Annotated in this window: 23 protein-coding genes; 16 read left to right on the forward strand and 7 right to left on the reverse strand. The window is 35.8% G+C overall.

The window, feature by feature from the left end; genetic code table 11:
• Positions 1–65 precede the first annotated feature (65 nt).
• On the reverse strand, positions 66–1,259 hold the full coding sequence (locus OQX63_RS03665; protein ID WP_265849527.1) for a phosphoglycerate kinase: 1,194 nt from the start codon (positions 1,257–1,259) through the stop codon (positions 66–68).
• 6 nt (positions 1,260–1,265) lie between these two features.
• The gene (locus tag OQX63_RS03670; RefSeq protein ID WP_265849528.1) at positions 1,266–1,703 is read right to left on the reverse strand and encodes a GNAT family N-acetyltransferase; all 438 of its coding nucleotides are present in this window, start codon (positions 1,701–1,703) and stop codon (positions 1,266–1,268) included.
• A gap of 242 nt (positions 1,704–1,945) precedes the next feature.
• Here OQX63_RS03670 and OQX63_RS03675 point away from each other — a divergent pair, with 242 nt between their 5' ends.
• The gene (locus OQX63_RS03675) at positions 1,946–2,362 is read left to right on the forward strand and encodes a hypothetical protein (protein WP_265849529.1); all 417 of its coding nucleotides are present in this window, start codon (positions 1,946–1,948) and stop codon (positions 2,360–2,362) included.
• Between the two features lies 1 nt (position 2,363).
• Here the strand turns inward: OQX63_RS03675 and gap are convergent, their stop codons facing one another.
• The 5 genes from gap to OQX63_RS03700 form a co-directional block, all read right to left on the reverse strand.
• Positions 2,364–3,359: a type I glyceraldehyde-3-phosphate dehydrogenase gene (gene gap, locus OQX63_RS03680; protein ID WP_265849530.1), complete on the reverse strand. Its 996-nt coding sequence runs from the start codon at positions 3,357–3,359 to the stop codon at positions 2,364–2,366.
• 147 nt (positions 3,360–3,506) lie between these two features.
• Positions 3,507–4,607 (reverse strand): MraY family glycosyltransferase, encoded by a 1,101-nt coding sequence (locus OQX63_RS03685; RefSeq protein ID WP_265849531.1) that lies wholly within the window; start codon positions 4,605–4,607, stop codon positions 3,507–3,509.
• Between the two features lie 374 nt (positions 4,608–4,981).
• On the reverse strand, positions 4,982–5,722 hold the full coding sequence (locus OQX63_RS03690) for a glycosyltransferase family 2 protein (RefSeq protein ID WP_265849532.1): 741 nt from the start codon (positions 5,720–5,722) through the stop codon (positions 4,982–4,984).
• Positions 5,723–6,501: 779 nt separating this feature from the next.
• The gene (locus OQX63_RS03695) at positions 6,502–6,951 is read right to left on the reverse strand and encodes a hypothetical protein (protein WP_265849533.1); all 450 of its coding nucleotides are present in this window, start codon (positions 6,949–6,951) and stop codon (positions 6,502–6,504) included.
• A 797-nt stretch (positions 6,952–7,748) separates the two neighbouring features.
• A complete protein-coding gene (locus tag OQX63_RS03700; RefSeq protein ID WP_265849534.1) occupies positions 7,749–8,312 on the reverse strand; it encodes a hypothetical protein in 564 nt (187 codons plus the stop codon).
• Positions 8,313–8,883: 571 nt separating this feature from the next.
• On the opposite strand from OQX63_RS03700, the gene OQX63_RS03705 reads away from it, so the two are divergent.
• The 15 genes from OQX63_RS03705 (at position 8,884) to OQX63_RS03775 (ending at position 24,057) form a co-directional block, all read left to right on the forward strand.
• Positions 8,884–9,231: a hypothetical protein gene (locus OQX63_RS03705; protein WP_265849535.1), complete on the forward strand. Its 348-nt coding sequence runs from the start codon at positions 8,884–8,886 to the stop codon at positions 9,229–9,231.
• Positions 9,232–9,648: 417 nt separating this feature from the next.
• On the forward strand, positions 9,649–10,458 hold the full coding sequence (locus tag OQX63_RS03710; protein ID WP_265849536.1) for a polysaccharide biosynthesis/export family protein: 810 nt from the start codon (positions 9,649–9,651) through the stop codon (positions 10,456–10,458).
• Positions 10,458–12,866 carry a GumC family protein gene (locus OQX63_RS03715; RefSeq protein ID WP_265849537.1) on the forward strand — a complete coding sequence of 803 codons (2,409 nt, stop codon included), beginning with the start codon at positions 10,458–10,460 and terminating at the stop codon, positions 12,864–12,866. The genes OQX63_RS03710 and OQX63_RS03715 overlap by 1 nt, the downstream gene beginning before the upstream one ends.
• Positions 12,867–12,943: 77 nt before the next feature.
• Entirely contained in the window at positions 12,944–13,447 is a 504-nt protein-coding gene (locus OQX63_RS03720) for a UpxY family transcription antiterminator (RefSeq protein WP_265849538.1), read from the forward strand.
• A 175-nt stretch (positions 13,448–13,622) separates the two neighbouring features.
• Entirely contained in the window at positions 13,623–15,410 is a 1,788-nt protein-coding gene (asnB, locus tag OQX63_RS03725) for an asparagine synthase (glutamine-hydrolyzing) (protein WP_265849539.1), read from the forward strand.
• A complete protein-coding gene (locus OQX63_RS03730; RefSeq protein WP_265849540.1) occupies positions 15,400–16,551 on the forward strand; it encodes a glycosyltransferase family 4 protein in 1,152 nt (383 codons plus the stop codon). The genes asnB and OQX63_RS03730 overlap by 11 nt, the downstream gene beginning before the upstream one ends.
• A gap of 103 nt (positions 16,552–16,654) precedes the next feature.
• On the forward strand, positions 16,655–17,509 hold the full coding sequence (locus OQX63_RS03735; protein ID WP_265849541.1) for an ABC transporter permease: 855 nt from the start codon (positions 16,655–16,657) through the stop codon (positions 17,507–17,509).
• Positions 17,510–17,603: 94 nt separating this feature from the next.
• Positions 17,604–17,972, forward strand: a complete 369-nt coding sequence (locus OQX63_RS03740; RefSeq protein ID WP_265849542.1) for a four helix bundle protein — start codon at positions 17,604–17,606, stop codon at positions 17,970–17,972.
• Between the two features lie 32 nt (positions 17,973–18,004).
• Positions 18,005–19,279, forward strand: coding sequence for a polysaccharide ABC transporter ATP-binding protein (locus OQX63_RS03745; RefSeq protein ID WP_265849543.1), 1,275 nt, complete (start codon positions 18,005–18,007; stop codon positions 19,277–19,279).
• A complete protein-coding gene (locus tag OQX63_RS03750; RefSeq protein ID WP_265849544.1) occupies positions 19,276–20,070 on the forward strand; it encodes an FkbM family methyltransferase in 795 nt (264 codons plus the stop codon). The genes OQX63_RS03745 and OQX63_RS03750 overlap by 4 nt, the downstream gene beginning before the upstream one ends.
• Positions 20,071–20,236: 166 nt before the next feature.
• The gene (locus tag OQX63_RS03755) at positions 20,237–21,025 is read left to right on the forward strand and encodes a DUF6492 family protein (RefSeq protein ID WP_265849545.1); all 789 of its coding nucleotides are present in this window, start codon (positions 20,237–20,239) and stop codon (positions 21,023–21,025) included.
• Positions 21,022–21,867, forward strand: a complete 846-nt coding sequence (locus OQX63_RS03760; RefSeq protein ID WP_265849546.1) for an alpha-1,2-fucosyltransferase — start codon at positions 21,022–21,024, stop codon at positions 21,865–21,867. The genes OQX63_RS03755 and OQX63_RS03760 overlap by 4 nt, the downstream gene beginning before the upstream one ends.
• 20 nt (positions 21,868–21,887) lie before the next feature.
• On the forward strand, positions 21,888–22,853 hold the full coding sequence (locus OQX63_RS03765) for a glycosyltransferase (protein ID WP_265849547.1): 966 nt from the start codon (positions 21,888–21,890) through the stop codon (positions 22,851–22,853).
• An 18-nt stretch (positions 22,854–22,871) separates the two neighbouring features.
• A complete protein-coding gene (locus tag OQX63_RS03770) occupies positions 22,872–23,321 on the forward strand; it encodes a hypothetical protein (RefSeq protein ID WP_265849548.1) in 450 nt (149 codons plus the stop codon).
• Positions 23,305–24,057: a class I SAM-dependent DNA methyltransferase gene (locus OQX63_RS03775; RefSeq protein WP_265849549.1), complete on the forward strand. Its 753-nt coding sequence runs from the start codon at positions 23,305–23,307 to the stop codon at positions 24,055–24,057. The genes OQX63_RS03770 and OQX63_RS03775 overlap by 17 nt, the downstream gene beginning before the upstream one ends.
• Positions 24,058–24,061: the final 4 nt, after the last annotated feature.

Below are 24,061 nucleotides of genomic sequence, written 5' to 3' on the forward strand. Positions count from 1 at the left end.
CATTTAAACAAAAAGGCCTTGCAAATGAGATATTTGCAAGGCCTTTTAATATTTAATGCTGTCGTTTATCCATTAATGGCTTTAACCCCTGGCAATTCTTTACCTTCCATATATTCGAGTAAAGCACCACCACCTGTAGAAACATAACTTACTTCATCTTCCATACCAAATTTGGCAATCGCCGCAGCTGAATCGCCACCACCGATCAATGAAAATGCACCGTTATCTTTAGTAGCTGCCACAACTGCATCAGCCACAGCCTTGGTTCCTACCTGGAAGCTTTCCATTTCGAAAACACCCATAGGTCCATTCCATAATAAAGTTTTAGAGTTTTTAATTACCTCCTGAAATAACTCAACTGATTTCGGACCGATATCCAACCCCATCCAGTCTGCAGGAATCTGTCCTGAGGTTACATCTTTTTTATCGGCATCATTTGCAAATTTATCTGCAATAACCGTATCTACAGGTAAAATCAGATTTACGCCCTTAGCTTTCGCTTTTTCGATCAATTCTAGAGAAAGTTCTTGTTTATCAGCTTCTAACAATGATGTACCAATCTCTCCACCTTGTGCTTTAGCAAAAGTATAAGCCATACCACCACCAATAATCAGGTTATCTACCTTATCTAACAATTTCTCGATCAAAAGAATTTTATCAGATACTTTTGCACCGCCCATAATGGCTGTAAAAGGTCTTTCTGCATGGTTCAGAATTTTCTCTGCATTTTCTACTTCCGAGGCCATTAAATAACCGAAGTATTTTGCGTCTGGAAAAAATTGTGCAATAATTGAAGTGGAAGCATGTGCACGGTGCGCCGTACCAAAAGCATCATTTACATAAACATCGCCTAATTTTGATAACTTCTCTGCAAAGGCCACATCACCTTTTTCTTCTTCTTTGTAAAAACGAAGGTTTTCTAATAATAAAACTTCACCCGGTTTTAAGCCAGCCGCCTGTTTTATTGCACTTTCGCCAATACAATCGTCAGCAAACTTAACATCTACACCAACAAGAGCAGATAAATCAGATAAGATATGTTTTAAAGAATATTTATCGGTAGGGCCATCTTTTGGGCGACCTAAGTGCGACATTAAAATAACCGCACCGCCATCTTTTAAAATTTTGGTAATGGTAGGTAATGCTGCCCTGATTCTTTTATCGTCGGTAATTTTAAATTCATCATCCAAAGGCACGTTAAAATCTACCCTGATTAATGCTTTTTTATCTTTAAAGTCAAATTGGTCAATGGTGTTCATGTTCAATTATTTTTGATTTAAGTTTAATTTCATTTCGTAATGGAAACCGATGCCAGGGATATCAAATTCCGGCGATTCGGTAGTGAAGCCGATTTTTTTATAAAATGCCGCTGCTGTTGAGCGGGCGTTGCACCATAAATAATCGGTTTTATATTCTTTCAAGTATTCGATAGCAAAGGTAACCAGAGCTGCACCGTATCCCCTACCACCTTCATCGGGATGTGTGGCCATTCCGCGTAACTGATAACCTTCACCTTCATCCGGAAAAAAATCGTTACGCATAAATGTGGCAATAGATTTTATTTCGCCATCTTTTACAAAACCCAGGTGAAAGGTATCGTAGGCCAGGTCGCCTTCAAAAACGCAGGCTTCGAATGGTTTGCCATTCCGCAAAACCAGGCTTCTTAAAGGTAGAACTTCTTCAGGAAGAATAAATTTGACCATATTTTAATTATCATCAGATGACACCCAAAACGGGATATTGCCATTACTTGCACCGAGAACGTTTGCAAAGTTAATAAAGCAATTGAAACACGCTAATATTAAAGGATAGAAAGTGCTGCAATTTTGATGTAAACATGATTTACCTGACTTTCATAGCTGATGCGCCCATTAAATACATATCACATCAAACAGACTTCCGATTTACTTGTTGCTTACTAAAGAAGAGTTCAATAAGTAACATATTGAATTGTAAATTTAATGTAGACAAAGTGAAAGAAGAAAATATAAAAACAGCAGCCAGGATATTATTGGGCGCAGGTTTAATAACTGCCGGAATTGGACATTTAACTTTTGCGCGCAAACCTTTCCAGGCACAGGTACCAGATTGGGTACCTTTAAAAAAAGACGATACCGTTGTATATTCGGGTCTTGTTGAAATTGCATTAGGCACCGCATTGGTATTAGCACCCAAAAAACATAAAGCTTTGATAGGCAAAATTGCCGCAGGCTTATTTGTTGGTGTTTTCCCAGGAAATATTTCGCAATACACTCATAAAAGGAGTGCATTTGGTCTTAATACAGATAGTAAACGCTTATTGCGCTTATTTTTTCAGCCTGCGCTGGTTTATTGGGCATTAAAATCAACCCAAAAGCCCTAAATTAATTTGCAGAAAGCGCGTCTATTTTTTTTACTACATCAATTAAACGGCTGCTGTAACCATATTCATTATCATACCAGCCCACTACTTTAACCAGATCGCCAACAATTGATGTTAATAGCGAATCGAATATACACGAATGTGGATTATTGATAATATCGATCGAAACAATCGGATCTTCGGTATACTGAATAAGATCTTTCAATTCATTTTCTGCAGCATATTTAAAAGCCAAATTAATTTCTTCAATGGTGGTTTTCTTCTTTAGCAGACAGGTAAAATCAGTTAAAGATCCATTTAAAACCGGAACCCTGATGCCCGCTCCACCCAAACGGCCATCCAATTCGGGAAAAATATGGGTAATGGCTTTTGCTGCTCCGGTAGTAGTGGGAATGATAGAAGATGAAGCTGCCCTTGCTCTACGCAGATCTTTGTGGTTGGCATCATGCAAATTCTGATCGCCCGTCATGGAATGGATGGTGGTAATATAACCTTCCTCAACGCCCCAGTTGTCATTCAAAATTTTAATCATGGGCGCAATATTATTGGTTGTACAGCTGGCATTAGATAACACAGGACTCTTTAAATCAATCTGATCGTCGTTTACGCCCAATACCACCATGGGAATATCTTCGGCAGCCGGAGCAGAAATCAAGACCTGTTTTGCACCTGAAGCCATGTGTTTTTCTGCAGATAACCTGGTCAGGTTCCTGCCGGTACAATCAACCACTAAATCTACACGCAATGCAGACCATGGCAACTCATCAGCTGCTGCAATGGCAAAAACCGGAATCGAAAGGTTATCAATCACCAATGCATCGGGCTTAGCCGAAACATTACCTGCAAAAACCCCATGAACACTATCATATTTAAACAGATGCGCCATTGTTTTTGCCTCTGCAAGATCATTAATGGCCACCACTTCAAAGCCTTCAGCCAGTGCCAAGCGTAAAAATGTTCTTCCTATTCTACCAAAACCATTTATTGCCAGCCTCATGATTATAAAAAATTAGAGCGCAAAATTAGTATTAATTTGCCATAATGAAGATAGGAAACCAGAAGATGGAGATGCGATGATAAAAATGATCAGATGCTTTCAATTAAGACTGTAGCTATTTACAGCCTATTTTTAAAAATAAGGAAATTAATGTCTTCTTCTTTTAAGGAGGATTAAGGTAAGTGACGTATTTAACATCACACAAAGACCAATAATGAGAAAAATGAGCATAAAATTTCCGAAATGCTGAAGCAAAATGGTTGCTGCGATTACGGCAAGGTTAAATCCGGCAGTAGAAAGTACAATCAAGCTGGGTTTGAGCCCCAACCGCTCTAAACGGTGGTGGATATGATTGCGATCTCCTTTAAAAGGAGAATACCCTTTTAAAATACGGATGGTAAACACCCTCAGAGAGTCGAAAATCGGCACAATCAATATGGATACCGCTATTGCAGGTGCAGAATAAAAGGCTGGTTTACTTCCTGGTATAAATTTATTGAGCTCGATAAATTTAATGGCGAGTGCAGCAGAAATAAGCCCAATGATAAGAGCGCCGGTATCGCCCATAAATATTTTAGCTGGAAACCAATTGTACTTTAAAAAGCCTGCAATAGCGCCTGCCAGGGCAAAGGAAATGAGTGCATAAGGAACCTGCCCCATCCACGAAAATAAAACACCGAATACAAGGCTTGTTAATATACCAATGCCTCCAGCCAAACCATCTATACCATCAATCAAATTGAAGGCATTATTCAAGAAAATAATCAACGCAATTGAAAAAAGACTTCCCCATAGCGGCGACATATCGCCTATGCCCAATACACCATACAGACTAGTTAAACGAAAAGCGCCAAAAATTACCAGAATAAAGGCCACTACAATCTGTAAAGTAAATTTTGTTTTGGTATTGGTACCATAAACATCATCTTTTAGCCCAAGCGCTGAAAGAATAATACAGGATGCAATTAAAGAATTAGCTTCTTTAAAATTGATTATGGCCGAAAAAAGCAGGATGCTCACGGTAAAACTGCCCACAATAGCCAAGCCACCTAAACGGGAAATATTACGTTTATGGTTTTTACGGTAAAGGTCGTTTTTATCAAAAAGACCATATTTTAATGAAGTATAAATTACACTTGGAATACTGATGATCACAGCGGAAAAGGCCAGAATAAATATGGCAATATAGAAATAGTGTGGGTTGGTATTCAGAATATCTTTAAGCAAAACGTGATGAACTCGGTACACAAATATAAGTATTGTACCGCAAAGAAATCAGGTTTTACAATTGTTTAACATGATATAAATCAAACCAAGTACTTTATATCATGCTAATGCTATAATCTGATTAAAAAATCATAAGTGGATGAGGTTTTTCTAAGCGGACAGCCCACCCAATCTTTCCTATCGTATAGATACATTTTTAATTTTTCAGGCCCTATGCTAGGCTGCTTTAATAATACACAGGTTTTAACGAAGAGCGTCCGTCAATCCCAAGTAACAGAAAATCAATAAAACTGATGCAAAATATTACCAATAGCACTACCAAACTGTAAACGCCGTACAAACGATAGTATCTTCTGAAAAGCAATCTTTAAAACAAAGAAAGCCATAATTAAGAATTAGAATTGACTAAGTTTACTCAGCTTTTTCCTCATCACTACGAAAAGCGGGTAAGACACACTGTTTCTTTTCAGGGCTTTATAATCATCAACAAAGGCAGCAATCCTGCTCCTAAAAGAGCTGTTACTTATACCACCCGTACGCATATTTACCATTAATACTGGCATATATACCGCTTCTATTTTATGGGTATAAAAGTAACGTAATACTAATTCATAATCTGCAGCGGTGCCTAAATCCAGGAAATAATCGCCCTTTTTTTTAAATAACGATCTTTTCAAATACAGCGTAGGGTGTGCGGGCATCCAACCTTTTTTTAGATCTGCGTAGACATGCTGCTTTGATTTCCAAGTTCTGATAATATGATGCGCTGTAGGATGGATGTAATTGAGATCGCCATAAAGTCCATCTATTTCTGGCCGATTGATGAAGGTTTTGGCCACTGCAGCCAGTACATCAGCTCCTGCAAACAGATCATCAGCGTTTAAAATCCCTACCACCTCACCTGTTGCTTTTCTAATGCCTTTATTTAGGGCATCGTATAAACCTTTGTCTTTTTCTGAAACAAAATAATCAATGGTAGATCGGTTTTCCTGAATAATTTCCAACGTTCTGTCTGTCGAGCCCCCGTCAATTACAATATATTCTATATCAGCATAAGTTTGTGCCCTTACTGAATTAAAACACTCTTGCAAATAGTTCTCTCCATTATAAACGACTGTGATGAGGGATATTTTCATTGTTAACCAGGATTTGTAGCTTTCAAATATCAGAAAGCCGAAACCTTGGTAAATATAAAAATTAAGGAACGATACGCAGAAGAGAATCTGTAATAAAGCGCTAAATATAGCCTAAAGTTTATTCCTTTTTCTAATTATGAATATGCCAAAGAGACTGGCAGTTGCACCAAAAAGCCAAGTATAGTCGTCGAGGTCGCATTGTACCATAGTATAAGTACCAACATAACCTTGCAACATTGCACCAGATTGACATCCAGTAACAGCTCCTAATACATTAAGCGAATAGTTTGTACACACTCCACAATTAATAGTTCCTGATGGTGCCGGTGACCATGAACAATAATTGCTACTTAAAGGCACTCCAGATGTTGAAGCATAAGAGTCATTACCACCTAGTAAAACCTTCAAAACTTCGTTGACAAGAAACCCTTCCTTACTTGTGTAGACCACATTTGAAGATGTAATCAGACATCCATTTACAGTCCCCTGAGCAAATACAGTTAAAGAGTTTAAAGAAAAAAATAATATTATGACAAACAGGCGTCTCTTCATTTCATATCGATACTGATTCGATATAAAATTAGCGAGCTTCTATTGTGGATTCGTTGTTCCTTTTGTTCAAAATCTGTCTCTAAGCCATACCATTTTCAACTAATACTGTTTAGGCAAAAAGATCATTAAAGAAAAATTCAACTACAAAATAAGTAATCAACCTCGATCAAACATCCGTTCATTACATCAAAGGAATTAAAAGAATTGAATATTTACCATTGCATTATCTAATTGCAAATAGCCAATTTCTTTTGCTTTGTTAAAACAATAAAAGCAAGTAATGCAGATGCAAGATATAATATCCAAATTGAATCATCCAAAGAAACATTACATGGGTTAAAATTACCATAATTGATAGTCCCTAAATTACCCTGATATATGCTGCCATTCATATTAATAAAGCAAGTACCTCCACGTGGAGTCCATACAAAGGGATTATTTGGATTAATTTCATTACAATCGGCCTTGTAGTATGCGACATTAATTACACCAGAAGCACTATCATAATAAGGAAATTTTAAGCCCCAACCCCAACTGAGATAAGTATCATCTTTCAAATAGTGGGTATAGAACTTATTATTCAAATATCCCCAACACGCGTAATTGGGACCAGGATTTCCAGCAAATAAATTAAGCGAACAGCTAAAAAAAACTAATGTAAAAACTACTTTTTTCACTGGTTAATTAAATAAAAACATTTAAATGAATTGCTTAGTTGAAAAGTGGGATTTCAGAAAAAAACCAAAGAACAGTCTAACTACAACTACAAAGTTATTCTATTTAAGCAACGAATAAAATGAACAATGAGTAAATATTTACTGAAATGACAAGCCGAATTTGCCAAAAAATAAGAGAAGCTTGGTTTGCTGTAGCGTAAAAGTATAAATTAATATAAATTATATGCTAAATAAAACTACAAACACTTGATTAAAATCAACAATAAAATCATTACACAACCATGAAATCCGGATCTCTTAAGTAGTTATCTGCTAGAAAGTATTTGGGAGCAATAATCTTAATCAAACCTAAACAAGAATTAATTTCTTCCATCGGTTTTGATTTTTTTATTACGAAAAATCCATAAAAGCCGCAAACAACTAAAAGATAATATAAAGAGCTATCCAATGGCAAATTTTCAGCAGCACACTTTTGTTTAATTACATTAACAGATCTACCTGTTGCAACGGAACCATCATTATTGCAGGCAATGCAATTTTCTCATGCAGAATTTGTGTGCTCATAATAATATGTCCCACAAGCCAAACTAGAATTACCGGCCCAGTTGCTCATTTGACGTTGGTTTGCCATTGAAATATCTAACTTACGAGAATAAGGTTGATTGTAAAACATCTCCAAGGTCATTTGGATAAAAGTCGTATCGTTATGAATAGCGCGTGCTCTAACAGCAATTACGGTACACAAAATACTATTGCAGTTAATTTTAAACTACATTCGTTTTTTTCAATATTAGTGATCAAAGTTGCTGTCTAACTTTCCAAAAGCCAAAAAGACCAAGTGGTAAAAGCATAAATAATATGATATTCTGATCTATTGGAAGGTTGCTGGGAGCTGAATTACAAGGATAATTTGGATCAGCATCAGCATAATATGCGGGATCATTATATATGTAATCTACCTCTTCATTAGCTTCCTCAACACCACTACTACTAACGTAATTAGCGGAAAAGGAAGATGCTATTGCACACCGACCACTATAATGTGCTGTGATCTCGTTTGCGGCTTTATAATGTACACTAGAATTAGAGGCGGCAACATATCTGTCACCCTCGGGATATACATTAATATAGCCACACCTATAACCAGCGTAGCCATTTCCTGAAATTTTTGGCACAAGAGTAGCAGAATTGGAACTATAAACCCTTATAGACTGATTTGAATCGCCATTATAAGTTGCTGTTCCTAAAAATTGTGTAGCCACAGAATTCCCTAAATTGCAGCCTTTTCCAGTAATCTGAGCGAATAACTGATTAAAAAAAGATCCTAAGATCAAGATCGAAACGGATAATAAAAACTTCATAAAAACATTATGTAGTATTTTTTATACTACAATTTTGCGCAAAGATTGCAAATTAATCGGTGATAAATATTGCTTTAAACAAGATGGTTTTATGAACAGACACTAAAAAGATAAACAATAAAGTTACTTATCCGTGTAAATTGTTACAAAATCTTGGTTAGGGATGTTTAAAGGGACATTTGGAAAAATTAATGGATTGAAGACCTGTAATCGATCTATTGACAATTGTCATCAACCAAATGAACAGTCCGTATCAAATTGCACAAAACTACTGCCATTCTAATCATTAATTTGATGAGCATTTATACATATTATGATTCCATAATGTAGTTGATCTGGGTCAAAAAATACCTCCTAAGCGAAGCGAAAAAAATTTTATATCAAATTTCACGATAGCTTTGTACGCAACATCAATCAGCCGTACACCCATTATAAATTTCAGATGCGTATTTTTTTCAATCTAGTTCTTTTATCCCTGTTTTTATCTTTTTTACACTTCTCCAATTGTTTTGCTTCAATACCTGTTTCTTCAGTACCTCCCCCTCCACAAGGCTGTTTAGTCGGATCAAGAATGTACACTCATTATTTACGTAATGTATATGTGTTTGATCCCAATAACGCCAATAATGTGAATGAGTACCGCTACATCTTCCGGTCAGACTATTCCGTTCCACAATCATGTATCAGTGGGGGGAACGTTTTTTCAGGTCCTAACCCAAGTGGTTCCGGGAGCGTTCAGATTGGTTGCGATCTGGATAAAACAGATTATGCATCTACAGTGCATAACCCATCTTATGAAAATTTTACTGTAAATTGCCCGTTAGACGATCATATTGGATTTTTGTTGTTTTCCTCGATTGCATTGATTCTTTTTTATTTTAAAAAAAACAAGATGCACCTGGTTAACCCAAATGGCTAAGTAAACAAACCGCTTTAAATAGTGAATTTATTAATCGGGTTTGTGTTAATATTACTTAACTAGCATTCAACAATCTTTGGTAGGAAAACAACAGCTTTTAAAATATTTAAATCAATTTATATATCATTCACACAGATATACTAAAACACATTCAGGTTGATCTATGTCAATTTTAAAAATTGCTTTAGATTCGATTACGTATGTTAATGAATTTTCAAATTGAAAAATTAAGAATTGAAAGATATTGTTTATGAGGAAGATCCTGACTTACCCAGTTAAAAAAGTTCAAATGCCTTGCTTCACTGTTTTATAATGTAACGATAAGGCTTTAGTTCTATATTGATTTTTTTTAAGCATCTTTAACGTATATCTTTGCTTGCGCGCGCCCAAGCTTCTATTTACATTCTGATTAAAACGATGACTCCAACAAAAATACTTTTAAAATTTCTTTGTTTTTTATCCATCAGCATTGCGCTTGCCAGCTGTGCTGCCAGAAAAGAGCATAGTCTCTTTAACGCCCCAACCGATTTAGTTACTGATACCATTAAACAGGTATATGTAGTAAATGATCAGGGCATTAGCGATGCCTATTATAAAATAAAGGTGAATGACCAATTGGCCATCCGGAACTTGCAAAACAAGGAATTTGGGGCTACAGCTAACAACAGTACAATTAGTAACCAGCCAGTAAGTGGGTCTATTAACAATACCCTTTCTTATTTAGTGGATGTGGATGGTAAAGTTAATCTTCCCGCTATCGGAAAAGTTGAGGTATTAGGCCTCAGCAGACGGGAAGCCGCTATTAAAATACAGGACTTATATGCCAAAAAATTACTTCGTGATCCTATAATAGAACTTAGTGTAGTAAATTTAAAGGTTACTTTATTAGGAGAATTTAGCAGACAGGGAAATTTTTTATTGGAACGCGAAAATACTACCTTAATTGATATTATCGGCGAAGCTGGGGGCATTAATAAAACAGCAGACCCTAAAACCCTTAAAATTATCCGTGGTGATAGAAGCCACCCAGAAATCATTTATGTCAATTTAAATGACATTAACAGCCTAGCAAGCAAAAAATTGGTTCTGCAGAATAATGATATTATTGTACTACAACAAACCAAGGGCTCGGCATTGAGCGAAAAGTTAACAAGCGTAAATAACATTGTGCAACCTTTTCTTGTAGTAGTTAACCTGGCCGTATTAATCTTTACACTTACCCGCTAATGGATCAAACTACACCAATCGAAAATAGAAAGTTAGCGAGCCAGACCATTAACTATTGGAAAATTTTATTGATTTTTCTAAGTAGGTGGTATTGGGTGGCTGGCACCGTACTGATCAGTTTTGTATTAGCCTGGTTGTATGTACGAAGCATTACCCCAATCTATATCACTTCAGCTTCGCTGAAGTTAGATGGCGGTCAGCAGCAGCAAATGGCCTCATTACCCGGAACGCCAGCAAATTATAATCCCTTTAATCAAAATCAGATCCAAACCGAAGGTATTATTATGCGTTCGGAAGATGTAATTGTGAATGCTTTAAAAAACCTGAATTATAAAATCAGTTACTATTCAGAAGGAAGGGTACGGGTAACGGAACTTTACCCGAAACAGCCTTTTCAGGTTGATATTCTTGCCCAAGATTCTGTCAATTTTAGCAGAGCTACCTATTCTGTTAAGCCTATAGATCAACAGATCTTTGAGTTATCGAGTAGTGATGACAACAATAAGAGTGTAAAAAAATACCGTTATGGACAAGCGATCAATGCAGGGAATATGGTATTTGCCGTTAAAACCGAAATCCCTGCAAAGGGAAATTATAGTTTCAAATTTAACGGAATCAGGGATTTATATGGCAGGGCTGCCGGTGGATTAAATGTATTTGAACAGGAGAAAAACACCAATATTATGGGCGTTACCCATACCGATAGCAATCCTGTTTTTTCTGCTGATGTACTCAATGAAATCATTAAACAATATGTTAAGAATGATGCCACACTTAAAAAACGATCGGCCAAACAAACAATAGATTACCTCGATAGCCAGATTGAATTTTTAGATGCACAGGTACATAAAGCAGGCAACAAGCTCTCTACTTTTCAAAGTGACAATAAACTCATTGATCCCAATACCGATAAGCAATTGGGAAGTTCTAAACTGAGCAACCTACAAAACCAGATTGCAGAATTACAACTGCAGGAACTTGGCATCCAACAATTGGAAAACCAGGTTAAAAACAATAAGGAACGGATACAACTTAACCTAAATTTAGAGGGTACAAACAGTACATTGCTAACCGGCTTAATTACACAATTTAACAGCCTTATTATTACTAGGGAAAATAAGTTACAGAACTTTAATGCTGATGCTCAACCCATAAAAGATATTAACCGGCAAATTAATGAAGTAAAGCAGGCCATTGTAACGAACATCCGTTTACTGCACGAGCGTAATCAAAAAACAATCAGTTACGTTAAAGGGCAAATTGGCCAGGCTAACCAGGCTCTGGGTAGTATTCCAGCCAAACAAAATGATTTTACCAAACTGCAAAGTAATTTCGACATCAACCAACGCATGTTTTCGATGTTATTTGAACGAAAACTCTCCGCTCAGATTAGTTCTGCAGCAGTGATTTCAGGTGCCACTATTATCAGTTTAGCACAACCATCTTTCTTTCCGATTTCTCCGGTACCAAAGAAGATTTATTCTTCTTACCTGTTTATGGGTTTATTTACCGGCTTAGGTTTAATTCTATTGGTTAGAATATTAAACCCTTATCTGTATGATATCGAAACAATTGAGGGCCTAACGACAACCCCTATTATTGGGGTAATTTTAAAATATCCCAAAAAAGTGCAACCAGGCGAGAGTGTTTTATCAATAGAACGTCCAAAATCTATATTTGCCGAATCGGTCAGGTCTGTAAGGACAAATCTGAGTTTTATGGCCAGCGATCAGGATACCAAGGTAATCTGTGTTACTTCTGAAGTTTCAGGAGAGGGAAAATCGTTCGTTAGTTTAAATCTGGCTGGTACGCTATCCATTATAGATAAAAAAGTGATCCTGATTGCAGCAGATTTGCGAAAATCCAAACTTCACCATGCCTTTGGTTCTGACAATCGAATCGGTTTAAGTAATTATCTTTCAAGACAGGCCAATTTATCTGATATTATATTTACAGATCAAAGGCACAATATTGATTATATCACCTCTGGCCCTGTACCTCCAAATCCTTCAGAACTGCTCCATCACAAATCAATGGCAACGCTGATCGAAAAACTTAGGGAAAGTTACGAGTACATCATTATTGATACCGCCCCGGTTGGCTTGGTTTCAGATTCTGTACCACTCATCCGAAAAGCCGATATCAATCTTTTTATTATCCGTTCTGGCGTTTCCAAATTTAGAGCAGCTACCATTCCCGATCGTTTATCAAAAGAATATGGCCTTAACAATATTGCTATTATCCTAAATTCATTTGGTGATGAAAAATTGCATGCAAATATTTATACCACCAATTACGCGCATAGCAATACCGGAACATACTATTATTCCAATTATACAGGATATGGGAACAACGGTTATTATGATGATGAGAAAAGGTGGTGGGAATTTTGGAAGAAAAAGGGTTAGACGGCAAATTATTTAGCGCGTTCAACAGTTAAAAAACGCGTAAATATTAAAAAAGATTTAGGATAAGGTTAAACCAAATGATAGATCAAAATTATAGGTGGTATCCGGTTTATACACATTCAAGAGCAGAAAAAAAAGCGAATGGAGAACTGAACAGAAAAGGAATCCAAACTTATTTACCACTTAGAAAGGCAGTTAAGCAATGGAGTGACCGTAAAAAAATCGTTGAGGAGCCCTTGATTAAATCTTATCTATTTGTGTATATTTCGGCGAGAGAATATGCGGAAGTTTTGATGACCAATGGTATTGCCAGATTTATTTATTTCGCTAACCGGATCGCTTCTATTCCCGAACAACAAATCGATGACCTTAAGCTCTTGCTCGCTACAGATGCTGATCTGGAACTTATAGATTATGACATTAAACCAGGGGAAAGCGTATTAATTAAGGCTGGTCCCTTTAAAGGGATTAGGGCAGAATTGGTATCGGTACATAATAAAAAACGTATTATTTTACGTTTACAGGATATGGGTTATTCGATCAATATTAATACATCTATTGCTTTCATAGCGCCACTTTAGTGAGAAGTTGTGAGATAGGTTAAGCGTAAGAATAACAGATCATAATAAGCTGATCTATGATGCTCAGCTTAAATTATAAAAACAGCGTAATTGGTCATATTTTAAAAACAAAATGTGACTGAGGAGGCGAAGCTGTGCCTGGTACAGAACAAGCAGTTTAAATATATACAAAAGAATGTGTCGCATAGCAGGCATCATCAATAGTAAAAAACCGTTCGAAAGCGTTAATCAACAGGTAAAAGCCATGTGCGATAGTATGAAACATGGTGGACCTGATGACCATGGCCTTTATGCTTCCGAAAATATGCCACTATGCCTAGGTAACCGCAGACTAGCTATTTTAGATCTTAGTTCGAGCGGCCATCAGCCGATGTTGAGCCATAAAGAAGACCTGGTGATAACCTATAATGGAGAAATTTACAATTACCTCCAAATTAGAATCGAATTAATCAATTTAGGCTATTTATTTAAAACACAAACAGATACGGAGGTAATCATATATGCATACCAGCATTGGGGAGAAGCAGCTTTTGGGAAATTCGACGGTATTTTTGCCTTCTGTATTTTCGATAAACGGAAACGGTTGGTTTACCTCGTACGGGATCAAAACGGAATAAAGCCACTTTACTATCATTTTGACCATAAAACTTTAACCTTTGCATCAGAAGTAAAAGCCTTCGCACATGCAGCAATCTCGCATGAAAATGACAATTGGCGGATCTATTATCTTGCTTTTGGCCATATCCCAGAACCTTATACTACCCTTAAAAATGTATATAGTTTGGGCAAAGGCTGTTTTCTGAAATACAACATCGGAAGCAAGGCATATATTATTCAATCGTACCATGAGTTTGAAAGTAACATTAGCATTAAAAATGAAAGCTACGCTGTAGAAAGAATCCGCGAGCAGCTTGGTTATTCGATTAAGCAGCAAATGATTTCTGATGTTGATATCGGTGTATTATTCAGTGGAGGTCTTGATTCAAGTATCATCACCATACTGGCCAATCGATACAATCACAATCACTTATCGAGTATTTCTGCCAATTTTAATGAAATAGATTTTTCTGAAAAAAAACAGCGGAATAGCCTGCTTCAGAAAATAAATATTCAAAAAATTGAACAGCTTATTACTTATCGCGATTTTGTACAGAATTTCGAAACCGTTTTGGCTAATATGGACCAACCCACAAACGATGGGATTAATACCTGGTTTGTTTGCAAAACAGCAAAAGCGCATGGGATAAAAGTGGTGCTTTCGGGTTTAGGTGCCGATGAACTTTTTGGCGGCTACCCGTCATTTGACAGGATACATAAAATACAAAACTTAAATTGGTTGAGTAAAAGTGTATTAAGAAGTATGCGTTTTTCCAATAACATTAAGTTTAAACGGCTATATTATCTAAGTTTAAATTCTCCTATAGGTGAATACCTTTGTTTAAGAGGCGTTTATTCACCAGATGTGATTGCTGATTTACTAGACATCGATATGAGAACCGTTATCGACTGTCTCGAAGAGATTCCCCTTCACCCTGGCATCAAAAAAACCAGTAACGAAACCCGGGCAAGCTGGTTTGAATTTAACATGTACATGCAAAATCAGTTGTTAAAGGATACCGATTTTATGAGCATGAGCCATGGCGTTGAGGTGAGGGTCCCATTTCTGGACCAGAATTTCATCAATCTCGTGCTTTCCATCTCCAATGATATCAAGTTTGATTACGAACAGAAAAAACGGATCCTGGTAGAAGCTTATAAAGAAGATCTGCCGGTAGAAACCTGGAAAAGATCTAAAATGGGTTTTACCTTTCCGTTTCAGGAATGGATGAGAAAAAGCAGCGAAATTGCCGATCCATCACGATATGCAAATAAAAGGGCAAAATCGCTTATCCAAAACTTTGGAGAAAATAAATTACACTGGAGTTCTGCCTTAGCCTTATACAGAATATATCATGCCAACTAAGGTATTATTTTTAACGCTTAAAACTTTTAGTTTTACCGGTGGCATCGAGAAGGTTTGCAGGAGTTTATCGCGTGTGTTATACGATTTAAGCGAGGAGGAACTTATCCAATCAACGGTATATTCCATGTATGATAAAAATACCGACCGCGATTCCAGATACTTGAGTAAAAGCCAATTTCATGGTTTTAATGGAAACAGGGAAAAATTCGTGATACAATCTTTTTTAAGTGGGTTAAAAGCAGACGTGATTTTGTTAAGTCATATCCATTTGATCAATATTGTTTATTTCATCAAAAAAATACATCCTCATAAAAAAATCTATTTATTGGCCCATGGAATAGAAATTTGGAAAAAGCTTTCAGACACTAAACTTAAGATGTTAAATCAGTTGGATAAAATTATTTGTGTAAGTCAGTTTACAGCAAATAAGATTATGGAAATGCATCATATTCCTTCATCTCATCTTGAAGTGTTAAACAATTGCCTCGATCCTTTTTATTATAAACCCAGCGAGTTCGATAAACCACAGATCTTATTAGATCGATATAATTTAAATCGAGAAAACTTAATTCTGTTCTCCCTATCCCGATTGTCTTCCTCAGAGAAATATAAAGGATATGACCATACTATTGAGTTACTGCCACAACTACTGGAGGAATACCCGAATCTGGTGTACCTGTTAGGTGGCAAATGGGATGCTGTAGAAAAAAAGCGGTTAGATAATCTAATAGCTATAAATCACCTTCAGGAACATATCAGGATGATTGGCTTTATTGATGAAGCCGAGCTTACTGAGCATTTTTTACTGTCTGATATTTTTATACTCCCGAGTAAAAAAGAAGGATTTGGAATTGTATTTATCGAAGCCCTTGCCAGCGGCCTCAGGGTAATTGCAGGCAATAAAGATGGCAGTGTAGATGCCCTTCAGAACGGAGCACTCGGTCTATTGGTTGATCCTGACGATCAAGATGGCATATTAAACAGCTTGGCTATGCTGCTACAACATTCCCAGACCGAGAAGGAGAAAAAAAACCTTCAAGAAAAATGTGTGCAAGCTTTTGGATATAAAAAATATTTAAAATCCCTGAGAAACTTGCTGCTTAGCGGCGAAATTAGCCAAACTCATATTGAAGCTATTTAGATTAGGGCTTTAGCATATGATGGATAGGGTTTAGCGATTAGAAAACCAGGTGTTACAATAAACAAAATCATGAGCACAATAAAACATATACAATCACTACAATATGCTTAAAGAAGAGCAAGAGTGGACCATTGAAGCAAAATCTTCTTTATTTGATCTAAAACTTCATGAAGTTTGGGCCTATCGCGATCTTTTGGTATTATTGGTCAGGAGAGATTTTGTATCATTCTATAAACAGACTATTTTAGGTCCGCTTTGGTTTTTTATTCAACCCTTATTTACCACCATCATTTTCACCTTTATTTTTGGCAATTTAGCAGGTATCTCAACCGATAGTTTACCGAAGCCTTTATTCTATATGGCCGGCATTACTGCGTGGAATTACTTTGCAGATTGTTTAACTAAAACCTCATCAGTTTTTAAGGATAATGCAGCCATTTTTGGAAAGGTATATTTTCCCAGATTAATTATGCCTCTCAGTATTGTGGTAAGCAATTTGGTTCGTTTTGGGGTGCAGATGGCATTATTTCTGATTTTAATGGCTTATTATTATTACTCTGGCGCTAATTTTGGCATGAGCTGGGCCATTTGCCTCTTCCCTGTTATTGTTATATTAATGGCGTTATTGGGTTTAGGTGCCGGAATGATCATTTCGGCCATGACTACAAAATACAGGGACCTCGCGTTTCTCATCAGTTTTGGCGTGCAGTTATTGATGTATGCCACTACGGTAATTTATCCGCTCTCTGAAGCCATTAAAAAATATCCAGCATATGCCTGGATCATTGAATATAATCCGATGACGCCCATTATTGAAACATTCCGCTATGGTTTTCTGGGCGAAGGAAGTTTTAGCTGGTTTAGTTTGGGATACGCCACAATTGTAACCATGGCTTTACTTTTATTTGGTACGCTGGTTTTTAATAAGGTAGAACGAAATTTTGTGGACACCGTTTAGGTTTTGGCGAGGTGGTTTTTGGCGAGGTTGTGAGATTATATTATCTTTAAATGATCATCCTTTATTTATTTGAATTACAAACTAAATAGAGATTATGTATACATATCCATTTGAAAAATTAGAAGTTTGGCAACTAGCCAGAAAATTTAGAAAAGACATTTATGGTTTAGTTAATCAATTCCCAAGAGAGGAACAATTCGGACTGACTAGTCAAATAAAACGTTCAGCAAGCAGTATCGGAGACAATATTGCTGAGGGATCAGCGAGGCTCACAGCTAAAGATCGAGCACATTTTCTCGTTATAGCATATTCAAGCGCTATTGAAACAGTAAACCATCTTATAGGATCATGGGACTTGGCCTACATCAAAGAAGAGGAGTATTTAACTTTAAGAAATAAATTAGAAGAAATTACTAATAAGATCAATGCACTACATAAAGCTCAATTTAATAGAGCTGTTTAGAATAGCTTACCAAATAACCACCTTACCACCTCATGCCTAACATCGCTATAAAAGTAGAAAATCTGAGTAAAGCCTATCAATTGGGGCAGATTGGTACTGGTACGATCAGTCGAGATCTGGAACGTTGGTATGCGAGGATTCGTGGCAAGGAAGATCCTTTTCTACGCATTGGTGAAAGCAATGATCAAAATACCAAAAGTGAAAGCGATGTGGTATGGAGCTTAAAAGACATCAATTTCGAAATTGAACAAGGTGATGCAGTTGGAATCATTGGAAGAAATGGTGCGGGCAAAAGCACTTTGCTTAAAATACTCAGTAAGGTTACTGCCCCTACAACCGGTAAAATCTCCGGTCATGGCCGCATAGCCAGTTTGTTAGAAGTAGGCACAGGTTTCCATCCGGAGTTGAGCGGCCGTGAAAACATCTTTTTAAATGGCGCCATTTTGGGCATGCGCAAAAAAGAAATCCAACGCAAGCTGGATGAGATTGTAGATTTTGCCGGGATAGAAAGATATTTGGATACGCCAGTAAAACGATACAGCTCCGGGATGTATGTCCGCCTGGCTTTTGCTGTCGCTGCGCATCTGGAAAGTGAAATATTGATTGTAGATGAGGTTTTAGCTGTTGGCGATGCCGAGTTTCAGAAAAAATGTTTGGGCAAAATGGGCGAAGTGAGTAAGGGCGAAGGCAGGACAGTACTTTTCGTGAGCCATAATATGGCAAGTGTAAAGCAATTATGCCAAACTGGATTTTTACTAGCTGATGGAATGGTAAAAGAAAGAGGTAAAATTGAAACTGTTTGCAATATTTACCAACTTAATTATGCAAATTCCCTCAATCGTTATTTTTCCGATGCAGGAAGTAATCACGTTGTTGGAGATAGCTATGTAGTACTCAAAGAACTAAAAATAGTTAATGAAAACCTGGATGATATCAACATTATACATGTGTCAACAACTATTGGATTTTCAATCGTTTATGAAATAATTGACACTGAATACAAACCAGATCTTTCATTTTTATTGTCAACAACAAATGAAGAAAAAGTTTTTCATGCTGTTAAACAAACGAATGACTATACCTTAGGCATCCATAAATGGGTTGTCTGGATACCCAAAGATTTGTTGAATGATTTATCTTATATTTTTACATTAGGAATAACTACATCTAACCCCTTTTACATTCATTTACAACATGATATTTCTTTTGAAGTAATTGAGGATTTTGAGTCGAGTACCAGAGAAAGTAATTATACTGACAAATTCCATGGAGTTGTGAGACCAAGTTTAAATTGGATCAAATTATGATTATTGAGGCATCTACAGAGGCAATAAAGAAAGTTACCGAAATAGCAAATGAATTATTCGGTTATAGAAATATTCAGACTATTTTAGAATTTGGTTCCAGATATGGCGAAGACACAATTGAATTCGCTAAAATTTATCCAAGTGCTCAAATTTATGCGTTCGAATGCAATCCAAATACATTAGATGAATGTAGAAAAAACATCAAAAATTATTCTAATATTATATTAACAGAAAAAGCCATTTCTGACTCAAATGGTAAAGTTTCATTTTTTAAGATAGATAAAAATAAAACGATAACGACATGGGAAGATGGGAATCAAGGTGCATCATCCATGCTCAAATCATCTGGCCAGTACCCCATTGAGCAATATGTTCAAGAAGAGGTAAAAGTTGATAGTATTACTTTAAACACTTTTATTAAAGAAAAAAATATAGCCCAGGTTGACATTCTTTGGATGGATATTCAGGGTGCAGAATTAATGGCGCTACACGGCTTGGAACGAAATATATCAATAGTGAAGCTTATCCATTTAGAGGTTGAGTTTATGGAGATCTATAAAAACCAGCCATTATTCGAAAAAATCAATAGTTTTTTGAAAAGTAAAAACTTTGTCTTAGTTGGTTTTACTAATTATGGTGAATATTCTGGCGACGCAATATTTCTAAATAAGGACTTTACTACTAAAATTAACATCAAGCAGTTATCCAATGGATTTTCATTGCTGCAAAGGAAATCTAAGATCAAAACTTTCTTAACAAGAATTTTTAACAGAATTAAAAAATTAATTTAAAGCCTAAATTGATTTGGTAGCCTTTTTAAAAAAGTATAATCCCATTAGTGTAAGTATTTATTTACTACTTCGGCTATTAAAAAAAATCAGGGGATTTCATAAGAGTTACCGGATCTATATACCTGATTTTAAAAGTAAAAGGGATTTACTATTATGGCGACTATCTGTGTTAAATCCATTAATCAACTATGATGTTAATTTCCGCAAAAAAATCCATAGTGAAGTACCAATTGACGTTTTTATTCCTGTATCTGTAAAAGATATTCATCACCTAACGCAAGTCATTGATGGGATAAATAAATTTGTAAAACATCCTATAAATAAAATATTTGTTGCGGCAAATCCTGAACAATCTATTCTCAATATTTGTGACAGTCTAAAATTATCTTTTATAGATGAGAAAATGGTTTTGGGTTATGACAAAACAACTATAAAATATCTCGTAAATGGTGTTGACAGATCTGGCTGGCTCTTTCAACAGCTACTTAAATTAGGTGCAGATAAAGTAGTGGAAATGGATAACTTCTTAATAATAGACGCAGACACAATATTTGTAAAGCCTAAAGTTTTTTTTCATAACCGGAAAGTTATCTTAGACCACTCAACTGAAAGACATATGCCCTATCATATAACTTATAAGAAAATTCTCCATAATAATACCACATCTTTACTTTCCTTTATTACGCACTATATGATGTTCAATAAAGAATTTTTAAATAATTTGAAAACCAAAATTGAAATTATTCATAAAAAATCTTGGGACCAGGCTATTCTTGATAATGTTGATTATAATGATGAATCTGGATTTTCGGAGTATGAACTTTATGGGAATTATTTATTGAATAGCGAGAAAACAAAGATAAAGAGAGAATATTGCTTTAATGCAACCTCTTTCAAAGAGGCAAATAATAGTTTTACTAAAACTGTATCTGTTCATTCCTACCTTCAAATATGATTGGAGTTGAATTACAAGGCAGATTAGGCAATCAGCTATTCCAATATGCTTTTGCTTACGCTACAGCTAAAAAACTTAACACTAAATTTTATTTGGACCCAAGGAAGCAGCGAAATTTACTGAACACTTATTTCGAAGGTACTAAAGACTATTTTTTTTTATTGGATAAATATATTTTTTCTAGAAGTCATAGAAATAGAATCAGTAATTATATCAAGTTCGGATTTTATGCAAAAATGATCAAGCTTTTCGACACTTCAATTTCCTTTTCGGATGAAGTTGATCCAGCTGAAAACTTACAGCACATCAGCAACAATAAATTTTACTCTGGTTTTTTCCAATCTGCTGATTATTTCCATGGTTATGAAAACAAAGTGATTTCAGCATTGTCAATCAAAAAAAAATTTATTTCCGAGTTCGAAAAGCTTTGGAATTCACTTCACAAAAAAAAGAATATAGTGGTAATTCATGTAAGAAGGTCTGACTATCTTGATTACGGACTCAATCTTTCGAATGATTATTACCATAGGGCCATTTCATCAATTGCTTCACCCGAGAACTTTTATATTTTTATTACAGACGATCCCGGTTTTGTGAAAAGTGAATTTAACTATATAGCCGAAGATTTCTATATATCGTCTGAATCAGAAATTATAGATTTTCAATTTCTAATGCATAGCGACATCAATATCATATCAAATAGTTCATTCAGTTGGTGGGGTACTTACCTAAATCCAAAAAAACCTAAAGTCATTGCTCCAAAACATTGGTTTAAGGATAATATTTATTTAAGATCACCAAAGAATATATTAATCAGTTCTTGGAATTTAATCGATAATTAAATAAGATTTTTTTAAATATTATGAAATTTATTTCAGTTGTAATTCCAACGTATAATAGGGCAAAATTTATCGGCTTAACCCTAGAAAGCTTTGCAAAACAGGATTATCCCGAAGATTTTTTTGAGATTATTGTTATAAACAATAATTCTACAGATAATACTGTATCGGTTGTTAACAAAATGATTTGTAAATATCCACTTATACGCTATTTCGAGGAGCCACGCCAAGGGGTGCATTTTGCTCGTAATTCGGCCATTAAATATGCTAAAGGTGACATTTTATACTACACTGATGACGATATGATTGCTGACCGCAATTTATTAAAGATAATTACTTCTACGTTTGATTTGGATCCTAAAATCGCTGCCGTAAGCGGAAGAGTTCTTCCTAAATGGGAAACTGATCCACCGCCGTGGATTAAAAAATATTGCAGTAATGGATTGTTGAGTTTAAACTTCGATGAAACTCCAATCAATATATCTAATGAATTGATTGCAATTTACAGCTGTTCACAAGCGATGCTGAAATCCGCATTTCTGCAGTCAGGCGGATTTAATCCGGAAAATACAATGGGCGATTGGATTGGAGATGGCGAAACAGGCTTGGCACTGAAACTTTTGGATTTGGGATACAAGCTTGCTTACAATGGAAATGCGATCATCTATCACGTGATACCTAAATCGAGAACTACGCAATCTTATCTCAACAAAAGATATGCAAACCAAGCAAATTGTGATAGCTATACCATGTACCGAGCCCAAAATGGCTTAACTAATAAACAATTAAAAAAACAGATTTTATCAAGCTTTAAACTATTAGTTTATAAAGTTATTTCTGCTTTTTTGAATTTTCTTACAAGTCGTGATATCTGGCGAGTTCATTTAGCACAAATATTCTATTGTAGGAATCGTATTATATATGATTACAAGCTTATCAATGATGAAAAATGGAGACAATTGGTTTTGAGGCGTAATTGGTTTGACTAAAATTTCAGGATAATATTAATGTTAGAACACGTTTACTATAACACAAGCTTGCAAGCGATCATTATTCGTGCAAGTTACCACGCAGAGTCAATCGAATTTTTCACTCCAAGCGATTTTTCGCAACAACTGGGATATATGAATCGACCTAAAGGTTATATAATTGCCCCTCATGTTCATCGTTTGGTGGAACGAAAAGTTACCCTCACACAAGAAGTTCTTTATGTAAAATCAGGTAAAGTTCGTGTAGATTTTTACAATGATGACCAGGTATATCTCGAAAGCAGAATTGTTGTAACAGGAGATGTAATTCTATTGGCGGCAGGTGGCCACGGGTTTGAAATGTTACAAAACTCCGAAATGATCGAAATTAAGCAAGGCCCTTATTGTGGCGATGAAGACAAGGTAAGATTTGACCACAGTCCTGAAAAAATAAACCTTATTTCAAAAAATAATGAGCCAGAATTTTAAACTTTACAGCCAGTATTACGACCTTTTATATCAAGATAAAGATTATCAGGCTGAAGTGAATTACCTACATCAACTCATTAATCAATATCGTCCTAAAAGCACGAATATATTAGAATTAGGATCAGGCACAGGCAAACATGCTAATTTACTGGCTGAGAAAAGCTATTCTATAGTTGGTTTAGAGCGCAGTGCTGAAATGGTCGCGATTGCCAATAAAACCAAGACTGAAAAGGTCGATTTTATAATAGCAGATATTACTGGCTTTCAGATAAACCAATCTTTTGATGTAGCCTTATCACTTTTCCATGTAATCAGCTATCTTACAGATAACCAAAGCTTAATTAGCACTTTTGAGCAAGTTCATCATCATTTAAATGAAAAAGGTCTATTTATTTTTGATGTTTGGCATAGTTCTGCCGTAAACTTTCAAGTACCAGAAAAACGAACCAAAACACTTCAGAACGAAATCATTCATGTTACCAGGCACGCAAATCCTATAATTAATACAGAACAGAATGTGGTGGTGGTAAATTATGCTATAGAGGTTGAAGACTTAAAAGATGGCACAACGACCAATATTGATGAATTGCATCCCATGCGCCATTTTTCCAGACCAGAAATCGAATTATTAGCTTACGCCACTGGATTTGAAGTAATCCATAGCGAGGAGTTCTTAAGCAAAGCCATACCTTCTGTTGAAACCTGGGGGGTATGTTATATTTTAAGAAAATTATAATACA

It is taken from the genome of Pedobacter sp. PF22-3, from assembly GCF_026239555.1.
Taxonomy (GTDB): Bacteria; Bacteroidota; Bacteroidia; order Sphingobacteriales; family Sphingobacteriaceae; genus Pedobacter.